The sequence below is a fragment of the Pantoea sp. CTOTU46764 genome, assembly GCF_031974595.1.
In the GTDB taxonomy this organism is placed as follows: domain Bacteria; phylum Pseudomonadota; class Gammaproteobacteria; order Enterobacterales; family Enterobacteriaceae; genus Pantoea; species Pantoea trifolii.
Map to the genome: position 1 here is coordinate 15,058 of NZ_DALYOQ010000050.1, position 18,269 is coordinate 33,326.

The following is an 18,269-nucleotide window of genomic DNA, read 5'->3' on the forward strand; positions in this document are numbered from 1 at the left end:
TTATGCGCCGAGGTTGGCTGGCAACGGCGCTTTCAGCCACTCTTCCGACAGCTTGTTCAGCGTGCCGTCTTTGATGCCCTGCTCAATCAGCGCATTCACTTTCTCTTTCAGCGCCGGCTCATCTTTTTTCAGGCCGATGTAGCACGGTGAATCTTTCAGCATGAACTGGGCAACCGGTGCTTTCGCGGCGTTCTGACGCGCAATGGCGGCGACAACCAGGTTACCGGTGGCAACGTACTGCACTTGTCCCGACAGATAAGCCGACAGAGTGGTGTTGTTATCTTCATAACGCTTCACCTGGGCATCTTTCGGCGCGATATCGCTTAACACCATGTCTTCTACCGCACCGCGCGTGACGCCGATGGATTTGCCGCTCAGCGCTGCCGCATCTTTCAGGGTTTCACCTTTCGGGCCAAATACGCCAAGGAAGAACGGCGCATACGCTTGGGTAAAATCGATCACTTTTTCGCGCTCGGCGTTCTTGCCCATGCTGGAGATCACCAGATCGACTTTATCGGTCTGCAGATACGGCACGCGGTTGGCGCTGGAAACCGGCACCAGCTGCAACTTCAGTTTCATCTGTTTGGCGAGATACTTCGCCATGTCGATATCGTAGCCCTGCGGTTGCAGGTCAGTACCCACGGAACCGAACGGCGGGAAATCCTGTGGAACCGCCACGCGGATCACGCCGCGCTTCTGGATATCCTGCAGCTGATCGGCCATCGCACTTCCGACCTGCGCCATCAGCAATGCCGCGCTCGCTACCGCTAATAATACTTTTTTCATTATGCACCCCGGTGAGTTTACGTGAAACAAAAGATTCTTGGTGAATCATTCTGCAACTAATGTGCCAACCGCAGTGCCGGGAGAAGAAAGGGAAAAAAACGTGGATTTACCGCGTCGCAGGCAGCAAAAACGGGCATCGCGCCCGTTAGAATTAACGATCAAAAACAGTGCATTGCACCATGATGGCGCCCGTTATCGGTGTTCCAGCTCGTCGAGATGTTGATAAAGATCGGCAATTTGATGGATGCGCTGACGGCCCTGCGACAACATTTCATGCAGCAACGCATTCGCCAGCAGGTTAACCAGACTCATGGCGGAGGCGTAGCTATCAAAGGCGGAAACGCTGTCGAGCGGTGCGCAAAGCTGCCAGCGCGCCAGCGTGATAATGCCCTGCGCCTGCGGCTCACACAGCGCCAGCACGGGAATGTTGTTCTGCTGCAGTTGCTGCATCAGCGGACGAATGATGCGTGGTCGGCGGCGAAACGCCATCACCACCACGATATCGTCGGGCGTGATATCCACTAGCTCTTCGCCCAGCGTCTGACCCGGCTGCGGCAGCACATGCACCTGTGGACGCGCCTGCATCAGCTGCTGACGCAGGTGCAGCGCCACCGGATAGGCGTTACGCATGCCGATGATAAACACCCGTTTTGCCGCGCCCAGCGCGCTAATCACCTCGCCAAACTGTTGCGGATCGATGCTGTTAACCCACTGCGTCAGATTGGCCATCTCCTGCTTATAATGCCGCGACAGCAAGGTGTTGCCCTGCACCGCATCGCGGTTGTCGGTAAGCGGCATGCCGCTCTGGCGCAGGATGCGCAGCTCATCGCGCATATCCTTGTACTTCTCGTAACCGAGACGCTTGAACAAACGGCTAACCGTCGCCTTCGACACGCCACTCAGTCGCGCCAGCTCGGCGCTGTTGTAGCTGATCAGGTCATCAAAATGGTCAAACACGAAGTCGGCAATGCGCTGCTCCTGCGGCGACAGTTGCGGATAGTGACTACGAAGGCGTTCATCAAGTTGTTTCATCATCGGTCCTGTAACTTTCGTTTCACCACAAGCTAGCATAAATCGATCCAGATTGGTGTCCGACCAAAACTGGAACAGCTCTTGCTTCCTATTAACCACGTACCCAGAAAAAGAGTTCACTATGATACAGAGCAACATGGCGCCGTTAGGCATGGCCGTTACGCCACATCATCTCGCCAGCGAAAGCGCCTTAGCGGTGCTGCGCGAAGGCGGCAATGCGCTGGAAGCGATGGTGGCCGCCGCTGCCACTATCGCCGTGGTTTACCCGCACATGAACGGTTTGGGCGGCGACGGCTTCTGGCTGGTGGTGCCGCCCAACGGCGATCCCATCGCCATTGACGCCAGCGGCGCAGCCGGTTCGCTGGCACATCTTGATTTCTACCATGGCGAAACGCAGATTCCGCATCGCGGCCCCAAAGCCGCCTTAACCGTGGCGGGTACCGTGAGCGGTTGGCAGGAAGCGTTGACGCTGGCGCAGGAACTCGGCGCTACGCCGCTGCCATTAACCCGCTTGCTGCGCGATGCGATTCGCTATGCCGCCGACGGCATTCCGGTCACCGCCTCGCAGGCCGCCGCTACCGCCGCCAAACAGCACGAGTTGCAGCATCAACCCGGTTTTGCCGCCACCTTTTTACCGGACGGCAGCGTGCCAATTGCAGGCAGCCGCTTCACCCAACCGGCGCTGGCGAACACGCTCAGCATGCTGTGCGATCACGGACTCGAGAGTTTTTATCGCGGTGAACTGGCTCACCATCTGGCGCGCGAAATGAGCGCGCTGGGGATGCCAATCACGCTGGAAGATTTGCAGACGCATAAAGCCCGCCGCTGCACGCCGCTGCATCTGGCGCACAGCGAAGGCGATATCTGGAACATGACGCCACCAACGCAGGGTTTGGTGTCGCTGGCGATCCTCGGCATTACCGATCGGCTCAATATGGCTGACGCCAATGAAGCACAAACCGTGCACCGCATCGTCGAAGCCACCAAAAAAGCCTTTGCGCTGCGCGACAAGCACATCACCGATCCGCGCCACATCGACATTGATGTGCAGAGCCTGCTGGATGCTGAACATCTCAGCACGCTGGCGGCGCAGGTGGATGATCACCAAGCCGCTGCGTGGGGCACAGGACGCGGACCGGGCGATACCGTGTGGATGGGCGTGATGGACAGCAGCGGGCTGGCCGTTTCGTTTATCCAGAGCGTCTATCACGAATTCGGCAGCGGCGTGGTGCTGCCTGGCACCGGCATCACCTGGCAAAACCGCGGTGCGGCTTTCAGCCTGCAACCCGACCATTTGCTGGCGCTGCAGCCGGGCAAACAGCCGTTCCACACGCTTAATCCCGCCGCCGCGCGCCTCAAAGATGGTCGCACCATGGTGTACGGTTCGATGGGCGGCGACGGTCAACCACAAACCCAGGCGGCGATTTTCACCCGTCACGTGATTCAGGGGCATCCGCTGCAACAGGCGGTGAGCGCACCGCGCTGGCTGCTGGGTCGCACGTGGGGACAATCATCCGATTCGCTTAAGCTCGAAGCGCGCATCGCACCGGAAACGGTGCAGCAGCTGCGCGCACTCGGCCATGAGGTTGAACTGCTGCCCGATTTCAGTGAAGTGGTCGGCCATGCAGGCGCGATCGTCAGACACAACAACGGCATGCTGGAAGGCGCGTTCGATCCGCGCAGCAACGGCAGTGCCGCCGGTTTCTAACGGAGATTATTGATGAGTTCACAACCGGACTGGGCCACCTATATCGCCCAAATGGAGCAGATTCTGGCGCTGGAGCTGGATGATGCGCGCCGCACCGAGCTGCTGACACAGTTCAACCGCATCGCCGCGATGGCCGAGCCGCTGATGGCGCTGCCGCTCGACGATCGGCTGGAAGTGGCGGGAGTCTTTCATCCATGAAACTTTCGTCTTTATCGATTAACGCTTTGCAACAGGCGCTGAGCCAGGGCGAGATCAGCGCCCGCGATATCGCACAACATACGCTAGCGGCGATTGAACAACATAATCCGGCGATCAACGCCTGGACCGAAGTCACCGGCCAGCGCATGCTGCGCGAAGCCGATCAGATTGATCAACAGCGCCAGCGCGGCGAAACCTTGCCGCCGTTGGCCGGCATCCCTTACGCGGTGAAAAACCTGTTTGATGTCGCTGGACACAGCACCTTAGCCGGAGCCAGCCTGTTCAGCGAACGCGCGGCAGCCCGCGAGGATGCATGGGCGGTGAGCAAACTGCGTCAGTCTGGCGCGCTGCTCTCCGGCATGCTGAATATGGACGCCTACGCGTACGGCTTTACCACCGAAAATACCCATTACGGCGCGACGCACAATCCGCGCGATTTAACCCGCGTAGCGGGCGGATCGTCCGGCGGTTCGGCAGCGGCGGTGGCGGCGGGTTTGGTGCACTTCTCGCTCGGCACCGACACCAACGGCTCAATCCGCGTACCAGCTTCGCTGTGCGGCATCTTCGGTCTGAAACCGACCTTTGGCCGCCTGTCGCGTAGCGGCAGCCATCCGTTTGTCGCCAGCCTCGATCACATCGGCCCATTCGCCCGTTCGGTTGAAGATTTGAGCCTGGTGTACGACACCTTGCAAGGTGCCGATGCCAGCGATGCCTTCCAGGCCGCGCAGCCCGTTGCGCCAGTCAGCACGGGACTAAGCAAGGGCGCAGAAGGCGTGCGCAGCGCGGTACTCGGCGGCTTCTTCTCAACCTGGTGCAGCGGTGACGCGCGTGCCGCCGTGGCCGTTGCGGCTAAGGCGCTGCAGGCCATCGACGAAGTAACCTTACCGAATGCAGAGATCGCCCGTTCGGCGGCCTTTATCATGACCGCCGCAGAAGGCGGAAATCACTACTTGCCGATGCTGCGCACGCAGCCCGAGCAGTTCGAGCCCAACTCGCGTGAACGCTTGCTGGCCGGTGCGATGCTGCCCTCGGCGTGGTACGTGCAGGCGCAGCGTTTCCGCCGTCACTTCCAGCAGCAGGTGCTGCCGCTGTTTGAGCAGTTCGATGTGCTGATTGCGCCCGCCACGCCCTGCACCGCCACCACCATCGGCCAGGAAACCATTCACATCAACGGCCAGCATTTACCGACACGCGCCAGCATGGGCATGCTGACCCAGCCGATTTCGTTCCTCGGCTTACCGGTCTGCAACGTGCCGCTGCAAACCACCAGCGGCTTGCCGATTGGTTTACAGCTGATCGCCGCACCGTTTAAAGAACATCTGGCACTGCGCGCCGCCTGGGCGCTGCAACAGCAAGGGCTGACACTGCCACAAACCACCTTAATGGACGCCTGAAGATGACACCTGAACATATCGATCGCCCGGCAGTGCTCGCCGAAGTTACCGCCGCCTTTTACCGCTACGAGCAGGCGCTGATCAGCAATGACGTTGAAGTGCTGGATGAACTGTTCTGGCACGACAAACGCACCGTGCGTTTGGGCGCGGGCGAGAATCTGTATGGCATTGATGAGATTCGCGCTTTTCGCGCGGCGCGTCCGTCGAAAGGGTTGGAGCGCGAGTTACGTAATACGGTGATTACCACTTTTGGCGATGACTATGCGGTGTGCAGCACCGAGTTTACGCGTGAAGGTGTCGAGAAGATTGGACGCCAGCAGCAGACATGGGTGCGATTGCCGTGCGGCTGGCGGATTGTCGCGGCGCAGGTGAGTTTGATGAGTTAAGTTGGGTGCGGTTTGTCCCTCACCCTAGCCCTCTCCCGCAGGCGGGAGAGGGAATGATTAGGTGGTGCGATTTGTTGAATCGGGGCGGGAGAAGGTTGGGATGAGGGGCTAAGCGCTCGGTGCCGGATGCGTTTCGATCCAGTGATCGGCGATCTGCTGCCGCGTACACACCCACACATTTTCATGCTGCTGTATGTGATCGAGGAAGCGCTGCAAGCCTCGGAATTTCCCTGGACGTCCCAGCAAACGACAGTGCATGCCAATCGACATCATCTTCGGCGCGGTTTCGCCCTCTTCGTACAGCACATCAAAGGTGTCGCGCAGATAGGTAAAGAACTGCTCCGCCGTGTTGAAGCCCTGCGGCGAGGCGAAGCGCATGTCGTTGCACTCCAGCGTGTAAGGGATGATGAGATGCGGTTTGACCGTGCCGTCCTGACAAGTGACCTGCGTCCAGAACGGTAAATCGTCGCCGTAATAGTCGCTGTCATAGCTAAAGCCGCCCTGCTCAACCACCAAACGTCGGGTGTTTGGGCTGTCGCGGCCGGTGTACCAGCCGGTTGGCGCTTTGCCGAACAGATCGGTTAACACGTCCACCGCCTGTTGCATGTGCTGGCGCTCGGTTTTGGCATCCATCGCCTGATAGTGGATCCAGCGCCAGCCGTGACTCACCACGTCATAATCCGCCGCTTTAATCGCTTCGACGATCTCCGGATGCCGCGCCAGCGCCATCGCCACGCCAAATACCGTTAGCGGCAAACCGCGCTTTTGAAACTCATTGTGAATACGCCAGAAACCGGCACGCGAGCCGTATTCATACAGCGAATCCATCGACATATGACGATCGGCGTAGCTGGCCGCACCGATGATATCGGAAAGAAACTGCTCGGAACCGGCGTCGCCATGCAACACGTTGTTCTCGGCACCCTCTTCGTAATTAAGAACAAACTGCACCGCGACGCGCGCTTTGCCCGGCCACTGCGCATGCGGCGGGTTGCCAGCATAGCCGATCAGGTCGCGTGGATAGTTTTTGTTGAAGCTGTACTCTTTCTTTCCAGATACATCATTCATTCTGTAAGTTCCTGTCGCTCAACCAGTGGTTAGTTTAGGTGCTGAAAGGCTCCGCTGAGCGGTTTTTCGAGGGGATAATCGAGATCGCCGTGCTTGCTGGTGCCAAAGCCTAACGCCACCAGCGACTCCACCATTTTTACTGCGGCGCTGACGCCGTCGATCACCGGCATGCCCAGCTCTTTGGTGAGATCCTGCGCCAGCGTGGCCATGCCGCCACAGCCCAACACAATCGCGCCGCTGCCATCTTCGCGTTTGGCCTGAATGCAGCGCTGACGGACTTTCTCCTGCGCCACGCCGCTGCCATCTTCCAGCGCCAGCACCGGCAGGTCGATGGCGTGCAGCGCAGCACAATGGTGAGTGAAGCCATATTGCTGCAGCAGATGGCGCGCTATCACCAATGTGCGCGGCAAGGTGGTGACAATCGAAAAGCGCGTCGCCACCAGCGTGGCGGTGTGCATGGCCGCTTCCGCGATGCCAATCACCGGTCCGCTCGCCAGTTCACGCGCCGCCAGCAAGCCCGGATCGCCGAAGCAGGCAATGATATGACCGCTCACGCCTTGCGCTTTGCCGCGCTTCACCTGCTCCAGCACACCAATTGCCGCGATGGCTTCATCAAAATGGCCTTCAATCGACTCTACACCGTGCGTTGGACACACCGCCAGAATCTCGGTGCCCGGTGCGGCGACGGCGCGCGCGGCGGCGCCAATGGTTTCCGTCATCGCTAAGCTGGTGTTGGGATTGATAACCTGAATCAGGCTCATGATGCCGCTCCTTTGTTACCGGCAAATAATCGGGTGAAATCAGGCAAGGTTTCGCCGCTGCGCTCAAAGTGCAGGCTGGCAACAATGTGTTCGAAGTGATGCTGCAGCGCCGCCGTCAGCGCCGGCAGATCTTTTTGCCGCAGCAGATCCACCAGCCGATCGTGATGATCGCAACGGCAGCCGCGCTGCCACGGCGCACCGTAAGCGGCAATGACCAGCGACGAACGCTGCGTCAGGCGCGTCACCATATCGGTGAGCACTTCGTTTCCGGAGATCGCCTGCAGCTGAATATGAAAAGCGGCCGAGAGACGAATCGCGGCGGCACCATCGTGCTGGTCGTGTGCTTGCTGCTCTTCTTCAATTAGCACGCCGAGTGCCGCTAAGTGTGGCGCCTGCACGTGGCTCAGCACCGCCGGCAGATTGGCGCACTCTAATAAACTGCGGGTGCCAAAGATGTCGCGGGCTTCATCAACGCCCGGCGTCGCCACCTGTGCACCACGTCGGGGCGACAAGGTGATCATTTGCACTGCGGCGAGGCGTTGCAGCACCTTGCGGATGCCGGTGCGGCTCACGCCGAAGACCTCTGATAACGCTTCTTCCGGCAATTTACTGCCCGGCGGCAACTGATGCTCAACGATGGCGTTCAGCAGCGCCTGATAGATAGGTTCATCGCGATCGTTCAGATCGGCAGCCGTTTTCTGGCCTGTTTCACTCTTCATTACCTGCTCCGGTAAGTGACTGTGTGTTGCACATCGTATACGTGAAATTAAATTTTTGTATACAAGAAATCAATTCTGGCCTGGATCCTGCAATACCGTTTCACGCTGTGATTATTATTCCATGATGTAGAGAGGAGCAGGTTTCATGCCAAATCATTCTGAAGTGACCTCTGCGGTGGCCTCTGAAGCCAACGCGCAATACAGTCCACGCCTGTGTAATGAAGATCTGGCGCCGACGCGCGACCAGAACTGGTCGTGGTACAACATCTTTTCTTTCTGGATGTCGGACGTGCACAGCATGGGCGGCTATGTGGTGGCCGCCAGCTTCTTTACCCTTGGACTGGCGAGCTGGCAGGTGCTGCTGTGCTTGTTAGTGGGCATCTGCATTGTGCAGCTATGTGCCAATCTGGTGGCCAAACCGAGCCAGATGGCGGGCGTGCCCTACGCGGTAATTTCGCGCCAGGCCTTTGGTGTGTTCGGCGCGAATATCCCGGCGATTATTCGCGGGCTGATCGCTTTCGCGTGGTACGGCATCCAGACTTATCTGGCGGCCAACGCGCTGATGCTGGTGCTGCTGAAGTTCTTCCCCACCCTGAGCAGCATGACGCAAAGCAGCTGGCTCGGCTTATCACAGCTGGGCTGGTGCTGTTTCGGCGTGATGTGGTTGCTGCAGGCGATGGTGTTCTGGCACGGCATGAGCGCGATCAAACGCTTTATCGATGTCGCCGGTCCGGCGGTGTATGTGGTGATGGTGGCGCTGGCGGGCTGGATTGTATACAAAACCGGTTTTGACGGTATCTCCTTCACGCTGGCCAGCAAGCAGTTGAGCACCGGCGAGCAAACCTGGCAGATGATCACCGCAACCGCGCTGGTGGTCTCCTACTTCTCCGGTCCGCTGTTGAATTTTGGTGACTTCTCACGCTATGGCAAAAGCATGGGCGAAATTCGTCGCGGCAACCGCTGGGGCTTACCGTTCAACTTCCTGCTGTTCTCGATTGTGACCGTGGTGATTGTGTCGGGTACGCAATCACTGTTCGGCAGAATGATCACCGATCCGATTGAAACCGTCAGCATGGTGGGTAACGACGTGGCGGTGGCGATTGGCCTGCTGACCATGATTATCGCCACTATCGGCATTAACATCGTGGCGAACTTTGTCTCGCCAGCGTTCGACTTCTCTAACTGCTCACCACAGAAAATCAGCTTCCGCACTGGTGGCATGATAGCTGCGGTCGGATCGGTGTTACTGACGCCGTGGAACCTGTTCCAGTCGCCAGAACTGATTCACTACACGCTGGATGTGCTCGGCTCGTTTATTGGGCCGCTGTTCGGCATCCTGATTGCTGATTTCTATCTGATTAAACGCAGCAAAGTCTACGTTGATGATCTGTTTGATGACACGCCGAAAGGCCGTTACTGGTATCGCGGCGGCTTTAACCCGAAAGCAATTGCTGCGCTGCTGCCGTCGGTGGGCATTTGTCTGGTGATCAGCTTTATTCCTTCACTGCATGCGGTGGCGAACTTTAGCTGGTTTATCGGCGTGGCGCTGGGTGCAGGCTGCTATCGCTGGCTGGCGCGTGCTGATCGCGAAGAGTCTGTGGCGGCGTATCGCGCGACGGTGGCGGTGCAGGAGGATTAAGTTGGTAATGGTCGCCATGAATGGCGACCCTACGTCGGTTTGGAAAAAGCAAAAAGCCGATGCATTTCTGCATCGGCTTCTTTAAATAGATTGGCGGAACGGACGGGGCTCGAACCCGCGACCCCCTGCGTGACAGGCAGGTATTCTAACCAACTGAACTACCGCTCCGCGCTTTGTTCCCCGTCGAGAACGAGGCGCATATTAATTGCAGCTCTCGTACCCGTCAACGCTTTTTATGTGGGAATGTTTCGTTTGGCGTTTTTTTCAGCTTAACGTCGATTTTCCACGCAAAATCAGCCGTTTTTACACACGCCACAGGCAGCTACCGCCCTTCTTCTGCACTAAATCCAGACGACCTTCATGCGCAATAATCTCTTCATCGCTGGCGCTGACCACGCGCAAACCTGAACTCGGACGCACAATGCGCTGAATATTCTCACCGCCGCCCTGATTGTTCTGCTCACCATCAAGTGAAAAAGCCAGCGAGGTTTGACCACCGGTCATCATCAGGAACACTTCGGCCAGAATCTCGGCATCGAGCAGTGCGCCGTGCAGCGTACGCTTGCTGTTGTCTATCTCATAACGGTTGCACAATGCATCGAGGCTGTTGCGCTTGCCGGGATACATCTTACGTGCCATCGCCAGGCTATCGGTGATCTGGCAGAAGGTGTCGGTTTTGCCGATATCCCGCTTCAGCATGCCGAATTCGTAATCCATAAAGCCGATATCGAACGATGCGTTATGGATCACCAGCTCCGCGCCACGGATGTACTCAAGAAATTCGTCGGCGATATCCGCAAACATCGGCTTATCGAGTAGGAATTCATCGGCGATACCGTGAACGCCGAACGCTTCCGGATCCACCAGCCGATCGGGCTTCAGATACATGTGGAAGTTGTTGCCGGTCAGGCGACGGTTGATCACCTCAACCGCACCAATTTCAATGATGCGATGTCCTTCATAATGCACACCGATCATGTTCATGCCGGTGGTTTCGGTATCGAGGACGATCTGGCGGTTATTTGCAGTGCTCATAGGACTCGTTTTATGTCAGACTTGGCGTTTTGTCAGAAGGAAGTCTACCAGAGATGCGCAAACAGGTAGAAATATTCACCGATGGATCTTGCCTGGGCAATCCCGGTCCCGGCGGCTACGGCGCCATTTTACGTTATGGCGCGCATGAAAAAGAGTTCAGTACGGGTTATCGCCTCACCACCAACAATCGCATGGAAATGATGGCGGCTATCGTGGCGCTTGAAGCGTTAAAACAGCCGTGTGAGGTGGTGCTTAGCACCGACAGCCAATATGTTCGTCAGGGCATCACCAGCTGGATCCACAACTGGAAGAAGCGCGGCTGGAAAACCGCCGATAAAAAACCGGTGAAAAATGTCGATCTGTGGAAACGCCTCGATGTAGCGCTCAGCAACCATGAAATTAAGTGGGAATGGGTAAAAGGTCACGCGGGGCATCCGGAGAACGAACGCTGCGACGAACTGGCGCGCAGCGCGGCGGGAAATCCTACTCAGGATGATATCGGTTATCAGGTTGAATCCTGATCCTTCACTTCACGAAACTGGCGCGTAACGTTAACCGTTTGCCGTAGCTGGCTTTGACTGAGATTCTTCTTCATTTTGGTGGGCGTTAACGGGAACGTGCGTTTACGTGCCACCACAATGTTCAAACAACCGAGCGCCGGTAAATGCGCGCTGATCACCCTGCCGCCCTGCCGATGCCACGGCACCACCTGAAAACGCGTGCGGTACACCACTTCATAATTCAGCAGGCTCAGCCAGTCGAGCAGCCGCACCTGGCTGAACATGCGTCCACTCCACGGCGCGCGCGAGTGTAACCCCGGAATGCCTTTGCTGATCCCTAATAGACTGAAAGGATTGAAGCCGCTGATGATCATCCAGCCATCATCGATCAATACCCGATCGACTTCACGCAACACGCGGTGCGGATCCTGACTCCACGCCAGCGTGTGCGCCAGCAAACAGGCATCAACGGATTTAGATTCAAAGGGTAATTGCGTGTTATTGGCGATAACCTGTAACTCATCGCCCTCAATGCCCACATTCACCTGATGCGATATGGCACACTGGCTGGTGTTGATTTCTGCGCTGAGGCTGCCAATTTTAAGCATATGGAAGCCATACAGCTTGCCGAGATAAGGCTGCAGTTGCTGAGTGAGCGCGTCGCGAAAATAGTCTCCCATTGGCATATCGCGCCAGGAGCGCGGTGCAGTCAGGATTTGGCGTGTTTTAGCCGGCTTCATGCTCTACCATTTTCCTTTTTCTACGACCTGAGAGGTGTTTATGAATCTTACCAGTATTCCCGCATTGCAGGATAACTACATCTGGACACTGACAGACGATGACAATAAGTGTTTGATTGTCGATCCCGGCGAAGCACAGCCCGTGCTGGATAAAATCAGGGCCAATCATTGGCAACCCGTGGCGATTTTGCTGACGCATCATCATCACGATCACGTCGGCGGCGTGGATGAACTGCTGCAGCACTATCCCGATTTGATGGTTTTCGGTCCTCAGGAAACGTCAGATAAAGGAGCAAAGCGTATTGTGGCCGAAGGCGATGAATTTGCCGTCCTTAGGCTAAATTTCCGTGTCATCGCAACACCCGGTCACACTTTAGGACATATCTCATATTTCAGCTCACCTTATCTTTTCTGTGGAGACACCATGTTTTCCGGTGGCTGCGGGCGTTTATTTGAAGGCACTGCGGAACAAATGTTCGAATCATTTCAAAAACTTAATCAACTCCCTGCAGATACGCTTGTTTGCTGTGCGCATGAGTACACTTTATCCAATATGAAGTTTGCTGCGGCTATTCTGCCCCATGACCCTAAAATTTTGGCAAGGTATCAGCAAATTAAGGACTTACGCGCAGAAAACCGCATTACTTTACCGACAAAACTGGCCTTAGAGCGGGAAATAAATTTATTTTTACGCACGCAAGACACTGATTTACAACAGGCTTTAGGCACTAATGTCTCATCGTCAGCGTTATGGCAAACTTTCGCCGATCTACGCGAGAAGAAAGACCGCTTTTGATATTTGAGGTTGTGTTGTGGTGGACCGTCACGTATAGTTGCTCGTCTTTTAAGCGAACTATTGACACACACATGAAGGCTAAAGCGATCTTACTCGCCTCGGTCTTGCTGGTAGGATGTCAGGCATCAAGGAATGACGCCAATATCCCCGTACAGCATGCCCAGAGTCTGTCTTCAGCTGGTCAAGGTGAAAATGGAAAGTACGGAGATCGATTGTTGTCGCCGCGATGGCAGGATGATGGAACAAGCCTCGCAGAAGATACTGATCTCTGGAATCACATTAGTGACGAGTTGAAGATGGGGATTCCGGAAAACAGCCGGATCCGCGAACAAAAAACAAAATTTTTAAAAAATAAGAGCTATCTCCACGATGTAACATTACGGGCAGAGCCGTACATGTACTGGATAGTCGAGCAGATACAGAAACGTAAAATGCCGATGGAACTGGTACTGCTACCCATAGTGGAGAGCGCTTTTGACCCACACGCAACATCTTCTGCGAATGCCGCCGGCATCTGGCAGATTGTTGCACAAACGGGCAAAAACTATGGTTTGAAACAGAACCAATGGTACGACGGACGCCGCGATGTGGTGGCCTCGACCAAAGTCGCGCTGGATATGATGCAGCGTCTGAACGGTATGTTTGACGGTGACTGGTTACTGACCATCGCCGCCTACAACAGCGGTGAAGGACGTGTGCTGAAAGCGATGAAACAGAATAAGGCGCGCGGTAAGCCGACTGACTTCTGGAATTTATCGCTGCCACGCGAGACTACGGTTTACGTACCTAAAATGTTGGCCTTGAGTGAGATTCTCAAGAACAACAAGCGTTATGGTATCAAACTGCCTACCCCGAACGAGAGCCGTGCATTAGCTCGTGTAGAGGTGGGACAGCAGATTGAACTGACGCAGGCCGCCGATATGGCCGGTATGTCTCTCAGCAAGCTGAAGACATTTAATGCCGGTTATAAAAACGGAGCCACAGCGCCAAATGGACCGCACTATATAATGGTGCCGAAGTCCAACGTTGCTAAGTTGCGCGATTCACTGGCTTCCGGTGATATCGCTTCCGTGCAGCCTACCGAGATGGCGAAAGTCAGCGCGGCAGGAAACAGCTACACGGTACGCAAAGGTGACACCTTGTCTGGTATTGCCAGCAAGCTTGGCGTAAGCGTCAGTGCACTGAAACAGCAGAACAATCTGCGTAGCGCTTCTGTTCGTACCGGTCAGACTCTGACCGTGAGCGGCAAAGCGAGCACGCAATTGGCTGATAACGGCAACAGCATCACCTACCGTGTACGTAAGGGTGATTCTTTTGCCAGTATTGCAAAACGTCACGGTGTGAATACCAAAGACGTTATGCGCTGGAACAGTGACGCTAAAGACATTCAGCCGGGCGACAAGCTCACGCTGTTTGTGAATAATAGCGCAACACCTGATACCTAATGCCCCGAAAAGGCTGACATTTGTCAGCCTTTTTCATTTTCTGCTTCCGCTGAATTCTGCATATCGCCTGTTCAGGCACTATCTTACCCTTAGCAGTATGACTTCGATTGTTGCTAACTGGGAGCTCGAGCGTATTGGCTTAACGCTCGATACCGTAGAGAGAGTTGAACTCAACCAGCAGCGGATTGTGGTCTGAGGCGCGCGTCACCAGCACAGAAGCCTCACTGACCTTCATATCACGGTAGAAAACGAAATCCAGTGGGCGACCGAAGGCTTTGCGACGATGGTCATCGGTGAAGTTCACTTCACGCAGTGACATCTCCCGCGCAAAGCGATACAGCGCATTCATACGCTGACGGCTCCAGGCGTTAAAATCTCCCGCCATGATCACCGGCCCGCGATGATGCTGAATCTGTTCGCCAATCGGCCCGAGCTGTTTGCTGTAGACATCGACACCCAGACTGAAATTGACTGCGTGAATGTTCACCACCATCAGCATTTCGCCCGTGGGCAACGGATATGCGGTAACCAGTGCAGATTTAGCTAAACGCAACAGCGGCTCTCGCTCGCGTAATGGACAGCAGTAAACAGGATGCGCTGAGGCCAATGTCATGACGCCTGAAGGATGTTGCGGTAAGACAAAGGCAGGAACCTGATCGGCCGCGAGATAGTTACTGGTGGCGAATTTGACCAGTTCGGGCGTAGCTTGCGCCTCCTGCAGCAGAACAAGATGGGCATCTTTGCCAAAACCTTGCAGCACCGACATCCAGTCTGCGCGCTGTTGCTTGAAGATATTCCAGACTAAGACTCGCAGTGTGGGATCGGCTGGCAAAGGTGCGCCAGGCGGTAATGCCTGCCCAAGATGCAGCATTGCCCCCGGCGGAAAGATCCGCTCTGCTGGCTGTCCTGCTACATAACGCATTGAATAAGTTTTTTTCCGCACTTTCCCGCCTGACTGGTTTACGACTCGTACTTCACCTGACTGTTATAGGGATTTTAGCGCGGGGTTTCAATTGGTGTTCTTGATTGTCGGAATTCGCCTCACAGCATACCAATGCAAAAGCCTGCCAATTGGCAGGCTTTTGCGCGTGCTATTCCATCGCTATCGCCGTTTGAGGTTTGTCGAGTTGACCACTCACTCGCACCAGCAGCAGCGCGCCGAGCACAATCACGGCGCCAACCCACGGCGTTTGCGCCAGTCCATAATGCTCGACAATATAACCACCTAAAGTGGAACTCAGAACGATACCGATATTGAAGGCTGCAGTATTGAGGCCTGATGCAACATCTCCCGCGCCTGACGCATAGTGTTCAGCTTTCTGCACCACGTAAACCTGCAAACCCGGCGCGTTGGCAAAGGCGAAGATGCCCATCACTAATACTGTCGCCACTGACATAAAGTGCATGCTGGCGGTGAACTGGAACACCATCAGCAGAATGGCCAGCGCCATAAAGAACAGTGTCAAAGCAGGTACGCGCCACGGCGGTCGGCCAGCTTGCCGCCCCAGATATTACCAATGGCGACCGACACACCATAACCCAGCGCGGTAATCGCATAAATCAGCAGCAGACGTGGATTGATCATCACACGCGCTTGCCGAGCGAATGTTGTTGCCAGCGGCTGAGCAATATTACGCGGGATAAGCAGTTGGCTTGCCACCAGAGCAATGACACAGCCAGGAAACTTTCACGCCAGCCAAAGTGTTGCCCGATGAGCGTACCCAGCGGCACGCCAGTCACCAACAGCCAAACATGATGGCAATGGCACTCGCTGCCTTCTCTTTGCTTACGAGGTTGGTCGCTATCGTGGAATCGACGGAGAAGAACACATCGTGAGCAAGGCCGGTAATCAGTCGGGCAATGATCAGCGTTTCATAGTTTGCTGCCAGCCAGGCAACCAGGTTGCCAACGGTGAAGAGCACCATCAAACCCATTAATAATTGCTTACGCGCTAACTTACTGGTCAAAGCAGTCATCACCGGCAACGCCCAGAGCATAAATAGAGAGTGGCATGATTAACTCCCATGAAGTTTTGATGGCCGTTAGTATTGCCTCATGCTTTAATGACAAAAAGATGCAAAGTGAGAATTGACTTTTGCTTTTGGAGGGATAATGAAGGCATCGTCCGATGAGCTTAAGGTGTTTATCGCTGTGGTGGAGAGCGGCAGCTTTAGTCGTGCAGCAGCACAGTTGCAGATGGCCAATTCAGCGGTAAGTCGCACGGTTAAAAAGCTGGAAAATAAGCTGGGTGTCTCGCTCTTAACGCGTACTACGCGTCAGCTAGCACTTACTCATGAAGGCGAGCACTATTTTCGCCGCGTGCAAAAGTTGATGCAGGAGATGTCGACTGCCGAGAGCGAGCTGATTGAGCGGCAGCTGGCGCCTCAGGGCGTGCTGCGCATCGATGCAGCTACGCCCGTGATTCTGCATCTGTTGCTGCCAATGATTAAACCTTTTCGTGAGCGCTATCCAGACGTCACGCTATCGCTGGTCTCTTCGGAGAGCTTTATTAATCTCATCGAACGCAAAGTCGATGTGGCGATTCGCGCCGGCAATTTGACAGATTCTACGTTGCGCGCTCGTCTGCTCTTTATTAGTTATCGCAAATTAGTGGCCACGCCGGCTTATCTGGCGAAATATGGCGTACCGGTATCGGCAGCTGATTTGGCGCTGCATGAATGCCTCGGCTTTGTTGAAACGCCACGCTTAAATCGCTGGCCTGTCACAGATGAAGGTGGCGAGCTTTATGAGATCACGCCGGGTATGTCATCTAACAGCGGCGAAACGCTCAAACAGCTAGTGCTAGGCGATCAAGGTATCGCGTGTTTATCAGATTTTATGGTGGATAAAGAGATAGCGGATGGCACTTTTATTGAACTGTTAGCTGAACAGCGCGTACCAGTTGAAATGCCTTTTAATGCGGTCTATTACAGTGACCTGGGAGTTAGTCAGCGCGTTCGGGCTTTTATCGATTTTCTAAGTGAATGGGTTAAAGATCAGCCCTGGCGAGTGCAGGGCTGAAGAGGTAAGTCGCGATTAATCCCAGTTTGGTGCCAGACCTTCAGGACTTACTAAACGCTGCTGACGATCCAGCGCGGCAATATTTGCCATATCTTGATCATCTAAATGCAGATCAACTGCTGCCATGTTGCTCACCAGGTTTTCACGTTTGGTAGATGACGGGATCACCGCGTAACCTAACGTCATCGCCCATGCCAGAACCACCTGAGCTGGAGTGGCTTTGTGCTTCTGTGCAATTGCGTTGATTACCTGATCTTTCAGCGCGTCGCCATAAGCCAGCGTCATGTAAGAAGTGATGTGAAGATCATTCTTTTGAGCAAATTCAATCACCTGCCGGTTCTGCAGGGAAGGATGCAGCTCAATCTGGTTAGTGGCAATATTTTCCGCACCAACCGCGTCAATCGCCTCTTGCATCAAGGCGATTGGGAAGTTTGAGATACCAATCTGACGCGTCAGGCCTGCTTCTTTTGCTGCCATCAATGCCAACATGCTCTCTTTCACCGATATCGCCCCTTCTGGAGAAGGCCAGTGGATCAAGGTGAGATCGACATAGTCGGTGCGCAGTTTTGCCAGGCTCTCTTCCAAGCTGGGAATCAACTTCTCAGCCGAAAGATTCTCAATCCAGATTTTGGTGGTAACGAACAAGTCGCCACGTGCTACGCCACTTTCAGTGATCGCCTGACCCACAGCTGCTTCATTTTCATAGATTTGCGCGGTATCAATTGTGCGATAGCCAAGTTCCAGAGCTGTTTTAACAGAATGGATTACAACATCGTCTTGCAGACGGAAAGTACCTAAACCAAAGGCGGGGATTGTCATGATTTCCTCATCGGATAGCGTTGTATTCGATGGGAACTATTCTGGCAGGTTTATTGTTGCTGAAAAATCCGCTTATAAGCAGAAGAATTTTGATTTTTTATCAACAATATTAGCGGAATTAAAGACATGAAAAAGCCCTGACTTTCCAGTCAGGGCTTATCAATTAAGTGGCGGAACGGACGGGGCTCGAACCCGCGACCCCCTGCGTGACAGGCAGGTATT

At 55.1% G+C, this 18,269-nt stretch carries 17 protein-coding genes, 1 tRNA gene and 2 pseudogenes; 9 read left to right on the forward strand and 11 right to left on the reverse strand.

Annotated elements, in window-relative coordinates; translation table 11 throughout:
• The gene (locus RTM06_RS15825) at positions 1-786 is read right to left on the reverse strand and encodes a transporter substrate-binding domain-containing protein (protein WP_293793544.1); all 786 of its coding nucleotides are present in this window, start codon (positions 784-786) and stop codon (positions 1-3) included.
• Between the two features lie 192 nt (positions 787-978).
• Positions 979-1,818 (reverse strand): MurR/RpiR family transcriptional regulator HpxU, encoded by an 840-nt coding sequence (hpxU, locus tag RTM06_RS15830; protein ID WP_256698372.1) that lies wholly within the window; start codon positions 1,816-1,818, stop codon positions 979-981.
• Between the two features lie 121 nt (positions 1,819-1,939).
• Between hpxU and RTM06_RS15835 the strand changes: the two genes are divergently transcribed.
• From RTM06_RS15835 to hpxZ, 4 genes are read left to right on the forward strand one after another with little or no spacing between them, the layout of a single operon-like run.
• A complete protein-coding gene (locus RTM06_RS15835) occupies positions 1,940-3,526 on the forward strand; it encodes a gamma-glutamyltransferase family protein (protein ID WP_312183455.1) in 1,587 nt (528 codons plus the stop codon).
• Positions 3,527-3,538: 12 nt separating this feature from the next.
• Positions 3,539-3,724: an oxalurate catabolism protein HpxX gene (hpxX, locus tag RTM06_RS15840; protein WP_293793548.1), complete on the forward strand. Its 186-nt coding sequence runs from the start codon at positions 3,539-3,541 to the stop codon at positions 3,722-3,724.
• On the forward strand, positions 3,721-5,118 hold the full coding sequence (locus RTM06_RS15845) for an AtzE family amidohydrolase (RefSeq protein WP_312183458.1): 1,398 nt from the start codon (positions 3,721-3,723) through the stop codon (positions 5,116-5,118). Before hpxX ends, RTM06_RS15845 begins: the two co-directional genes overlap by 4 nt.
• Positions 5,119-5,120: 2 nt before the next feature.
• Positions 5,121-5,504: an oxalurate catabolism protein HpxZ gene (hpxZ, locus tag RTM06_RS15850; protein ID WP_008105221.1), complete on the forward strand. Its 384-nt coding sequence runs from the start codon at positions 5,121-5,123 to the stop codon at positions 5,502-5,504.
• Between the two features lie 108 nt (positions 5,505-5,612).
• Here hpxZ and puuE read toward each other — a convergent pair whose 3' ends face one another.
• The 3 genes from puuE to RTM06_RS15865 are packed head-to-tail and all read right to left on the reverse strand — an operon-like array spanning position 5,613 to position 8,052.
• A complete protein-coding gene (gene puuE, locus RTM06_RS15855) occupies positions 5,613-6,572 on the reverse strand; it encodes an allantoinase PuuE (RefSeq protein ID WP_312183460.1) in 960 nt (319 codons plus the stop codon).
• Between the two features lie 29 nt (positions 6,573-6,601).
• Positions 6,602-7,333, reverse strand: a complete 732-nt coding sequence (gene hpxA / locus RTM06_RS15860) for an allantoin racemase (RefSeq protein WP_312183462.1) — start codon at positions 7,331-7,333, stop codon at positions 6,602-6,604.
• The gene (locus RTM06_RS15865; RefSeq protein WP_312183464.1) at positions 7,330-8,052 is read right to left on the reverse strand and encodes a GntR family transcriptional regulator; all 723 of its coding nucleotides are present in this window, start codon (positions 8,050-8,052) and stop codon (positions 7,330-7,332) included. Before RTM06_RS15865 ends, hpxA begins: the two co-directional genes overlap by 4 nt.
• Before the next feature lie 145 nt (positions 8,053-8,197).
• Between RTM06_RS15865 and RTM06_RS15870 the strand changes: the two genes are divergently transcribed.
• Positions 8,198-9,691 carry an NCS1 family nucleobase:cation symporter-1 gene (locus tag RTM06_RS15870; protein ID WP_256695682.1) on the forward strand — a complete coding sequence of 498 codons (1,494 nt, stop codon included), beginning with the start codon at positions 8,198-8,200 and terminating at the stop codon, positions 9,689-9,691.
• 91 nt (positions 9,692-9,782) lie between these two features.
• Here the strand turns inward: RTM06_RS15870 and RTM06_RS15875 are convergent.
• Together RTM06_RS15875 and dnaQ are read right to left on the reverse strand one after the other, a co-directional pair.
• Positions 9,783-9,859, reverse strand: a tRNA-Asp gene (locus RTM06_RS15875).
• A gap of 135 nt (positions 9,860-9,994) precedes the next feature.
• Positions 9,995-10,726 (reverse strand): DNA polymerase III subunit epsilon, encoded by a 732-nt coding sequence (dnaQ, locus tag RTM06_RS15880; RefSeq protein ID WP_256695681.1) that lies wholly within the window; start codon positions 10,724-10,726, stop codon positions 9,995-9,997.
• Between dnaQ and rnhA the strand changes: the two are divergent.
• Positions 10,680-11,247, forward strand: a pseudogene (rnhA, locus tag RTM06_RS15885) (ribonuclease HI). The gene dnaQ and the pseudogene rnhA overlap by 47 nt on opposite strands.
• On the opposite strand, the gene RTM06_RS15890 reads toward rnhA, so the two are convergent.
• Entirely contained in the window at positions 11,232-11,966 is a 735-nt protein-coding gene (locus tag RTM06_RS15890) for a class I SAM-dependent methyltransferase (RefSeq protein ID WP_008105214.1), read from the reverse strand. The pseudogene rnhA and the gene RTM06_RS15890 overlap by 16 nt on opposite strands.
• Positions 11,967-12,006: 40 nt before the next feature.
• Here RTM06_RS15890 and gloB point away from each other — a divergent pair, with 40 nt between their 5' ends.
• Positions 12,007-12,762 (forward strand): hydroxyacylglutathione hydrolase, encoded by a 756-nt coding sequence (gene gloB / locus RTM06_RS15895; RefSeq protein ID WP_312183467.1) that lies wholly within the window; start codon positions 12,007-12,009, stop codon positions 12,760-12,762.
• A gap of 71 nt (positions 12,763-12,833) precedes the next feature.
• Complete coding sequence (mltD, locus tag RTM06_RS15900; RefSeq protein WP_036648534.1) at positions 12,834-14,207, forward strand: murein transglycosylase D; 1,374 nt, start codon at positions 12,834-12,836, stop codon at positions 14,205-14,207.
• A gap of 139 nt (positions 14,208-14,346) precedes the next feature.
• Here the strand turns inward: mltD and RTM06_RS15905 are convergent, their stop codons facing one another.
• Entirely contained in the window at positions 14,347-15,150 is an 804-nt protein-coding gene (locus RTM06_RS15905) for an endonuclease/exonuclease/phosphatase family protein (RefSeq protein WP_008105211.1), read from the reverse strand.
• Positions 15,151-15,298: 148 nt separating this feature from the next.
• Positions 15,299-16,222 (reverse strand): annotated as a pseudogene (locus RTM06_RS15910) (MFS transporter); the annotation flags it as partial.
• Positions 16,223-16,319: 97 nt separating this feature from the next.
• On the opposite strand from RTM06_RS15910, the gene yafC reads away from it, so the two are divergent.
• Positions 16,320-17,228 (forward strand): DNA-binding transcriptional regulator YafC, encoded by a 909-nt coding sequence (yafC, locus tag RTM06_RS15915; RefSeq protein ID WP_312183470.1) that lies wholly within the window; start codon positions 16,320-16,322, stop codon positions 17,226-17,228.
• 15 nt (positions 17,229-17,243) lie between these two features.
• Here the strand turns inward: yafC and dkgB are convergent, their stop codons facing one another.
• Entirely contained in the window at positions 17,244-18,047 is an 804-nt protein-coding gene (dkgB, locus tag RTM06_RS15920; protein WP_312183472.1) for a 2,5-didehydrogluconate reductase DkgB, read from the reverse strand.
• Positions 18,048-18,269: the final 222 nt, after the last annotated feature.

Bases quoted from the DNA above. Each gene is read 5' to 3' on its own strand.
- puuE (WP_312183460.1), bottom strand. From the start codon at position 6,572: ATGAATGATGTATCTGGAAAGAAAGAGTACAGCTTCAACAAAAACTAT.
- RTM06_RS15865 (WP_312183464.1), bottom strand. From the start codon at position 8,052: ATGAAGAGTGAAACAGGCCAGAAAACGGCTGCCGATCTGAACGATCGC.
- RTM06_RS15835 (WP_312183455.1), top strand. From the start codon at position 1,940: ATGATACAGAGCAACATGGCGCCGTTAGGCATGGCCGTTACGCCACAT.
- dnaQ (WP_256695681.1), bottom strand. From the start codon at position 10,726: ATGAGCACTGCAAATAACCGCCAGATCGTCCTCGATACCGAAACCACC.
- hpxU (WP_256698372.1), bottom strand. From the start codon at position 1,818: ATGAAACAACTTGATGAACGCCTTCGTAGTCACTATCCGCAACTGTCG.
- RTM06_RS15890 (WP_008105214.1), bottom strand. From the start codon at position 11,966: ATGAAGCCGGCTAAAACACGCCAAATCCTGACTGCACCGCGCTCCTGG.
- hpxA (WP_312183462.1), bottom strand. From the start codon at position 7,333: ATGAGCCTGATTCAGGTTATCAATCCCAACACCAGCTTAGCGATGACG.
- RTM06_RS15825 (WP_293793544.1), bottom strand. From the start codon at position 786: ATGAAAAAAGTATTATTAGCGGTAGCGAGCGCGGCATTGCTGATGGCG.
- hpxZ (WP_008105221.1), top strand. From the start codon at position 5,121: ATGACACCTGAACATATCGATCGCCCGGCAGTGCTCGCCGAAGTTACC.
- RTM06_RS15845 (WP_312183458.1), top strand. From the start codon at position 3,721: ATGAAACTTTCGTCTTTATCGATTAACGCTTTGCAACAGGCGCTGAGC.
- RTM06_RS15870 (WP_256695682.1), top strand. From the start codon at position 8,198: ATGCCAAATCATTCTGAAGTGACCTCTGCGGTGGCCTCTGAAGCCAAC.
- hpxX (WP_293793548.1), top strand. From the start codon at position 3,539: ATGAGTTCACAACCGGACTGGGCCACCTATATCGCCCAAATGGAGCAG.
- dkgB (WP_312183472.1), bottom strand. From the start codon at position 18,047: ATGACAATCCCCGCCTTTGGTTTAGGTACTTTCCGTCTGCAAGACGAT.
- yafC (WP_312183470.1), top strand. From the start codon at position 16,320: ATGAAGGCATCGTCCGATGAGCTTAAGGTGTTTATCGCTGTGGTGGAG.
- mltD (WP_036648534.1), top strand. From the start codon at position 12,834: ATGAAGGCTAAAGCGATCTTACTCGCCTCGGTCTTGCTGGTAGGATGT.
- gloB (WP_312183467.1), top strand. From the start codon at position 12,007: ATGAATCTTACCAGTATTCCCGCATTGCAGGATAACTACATCTGGACA.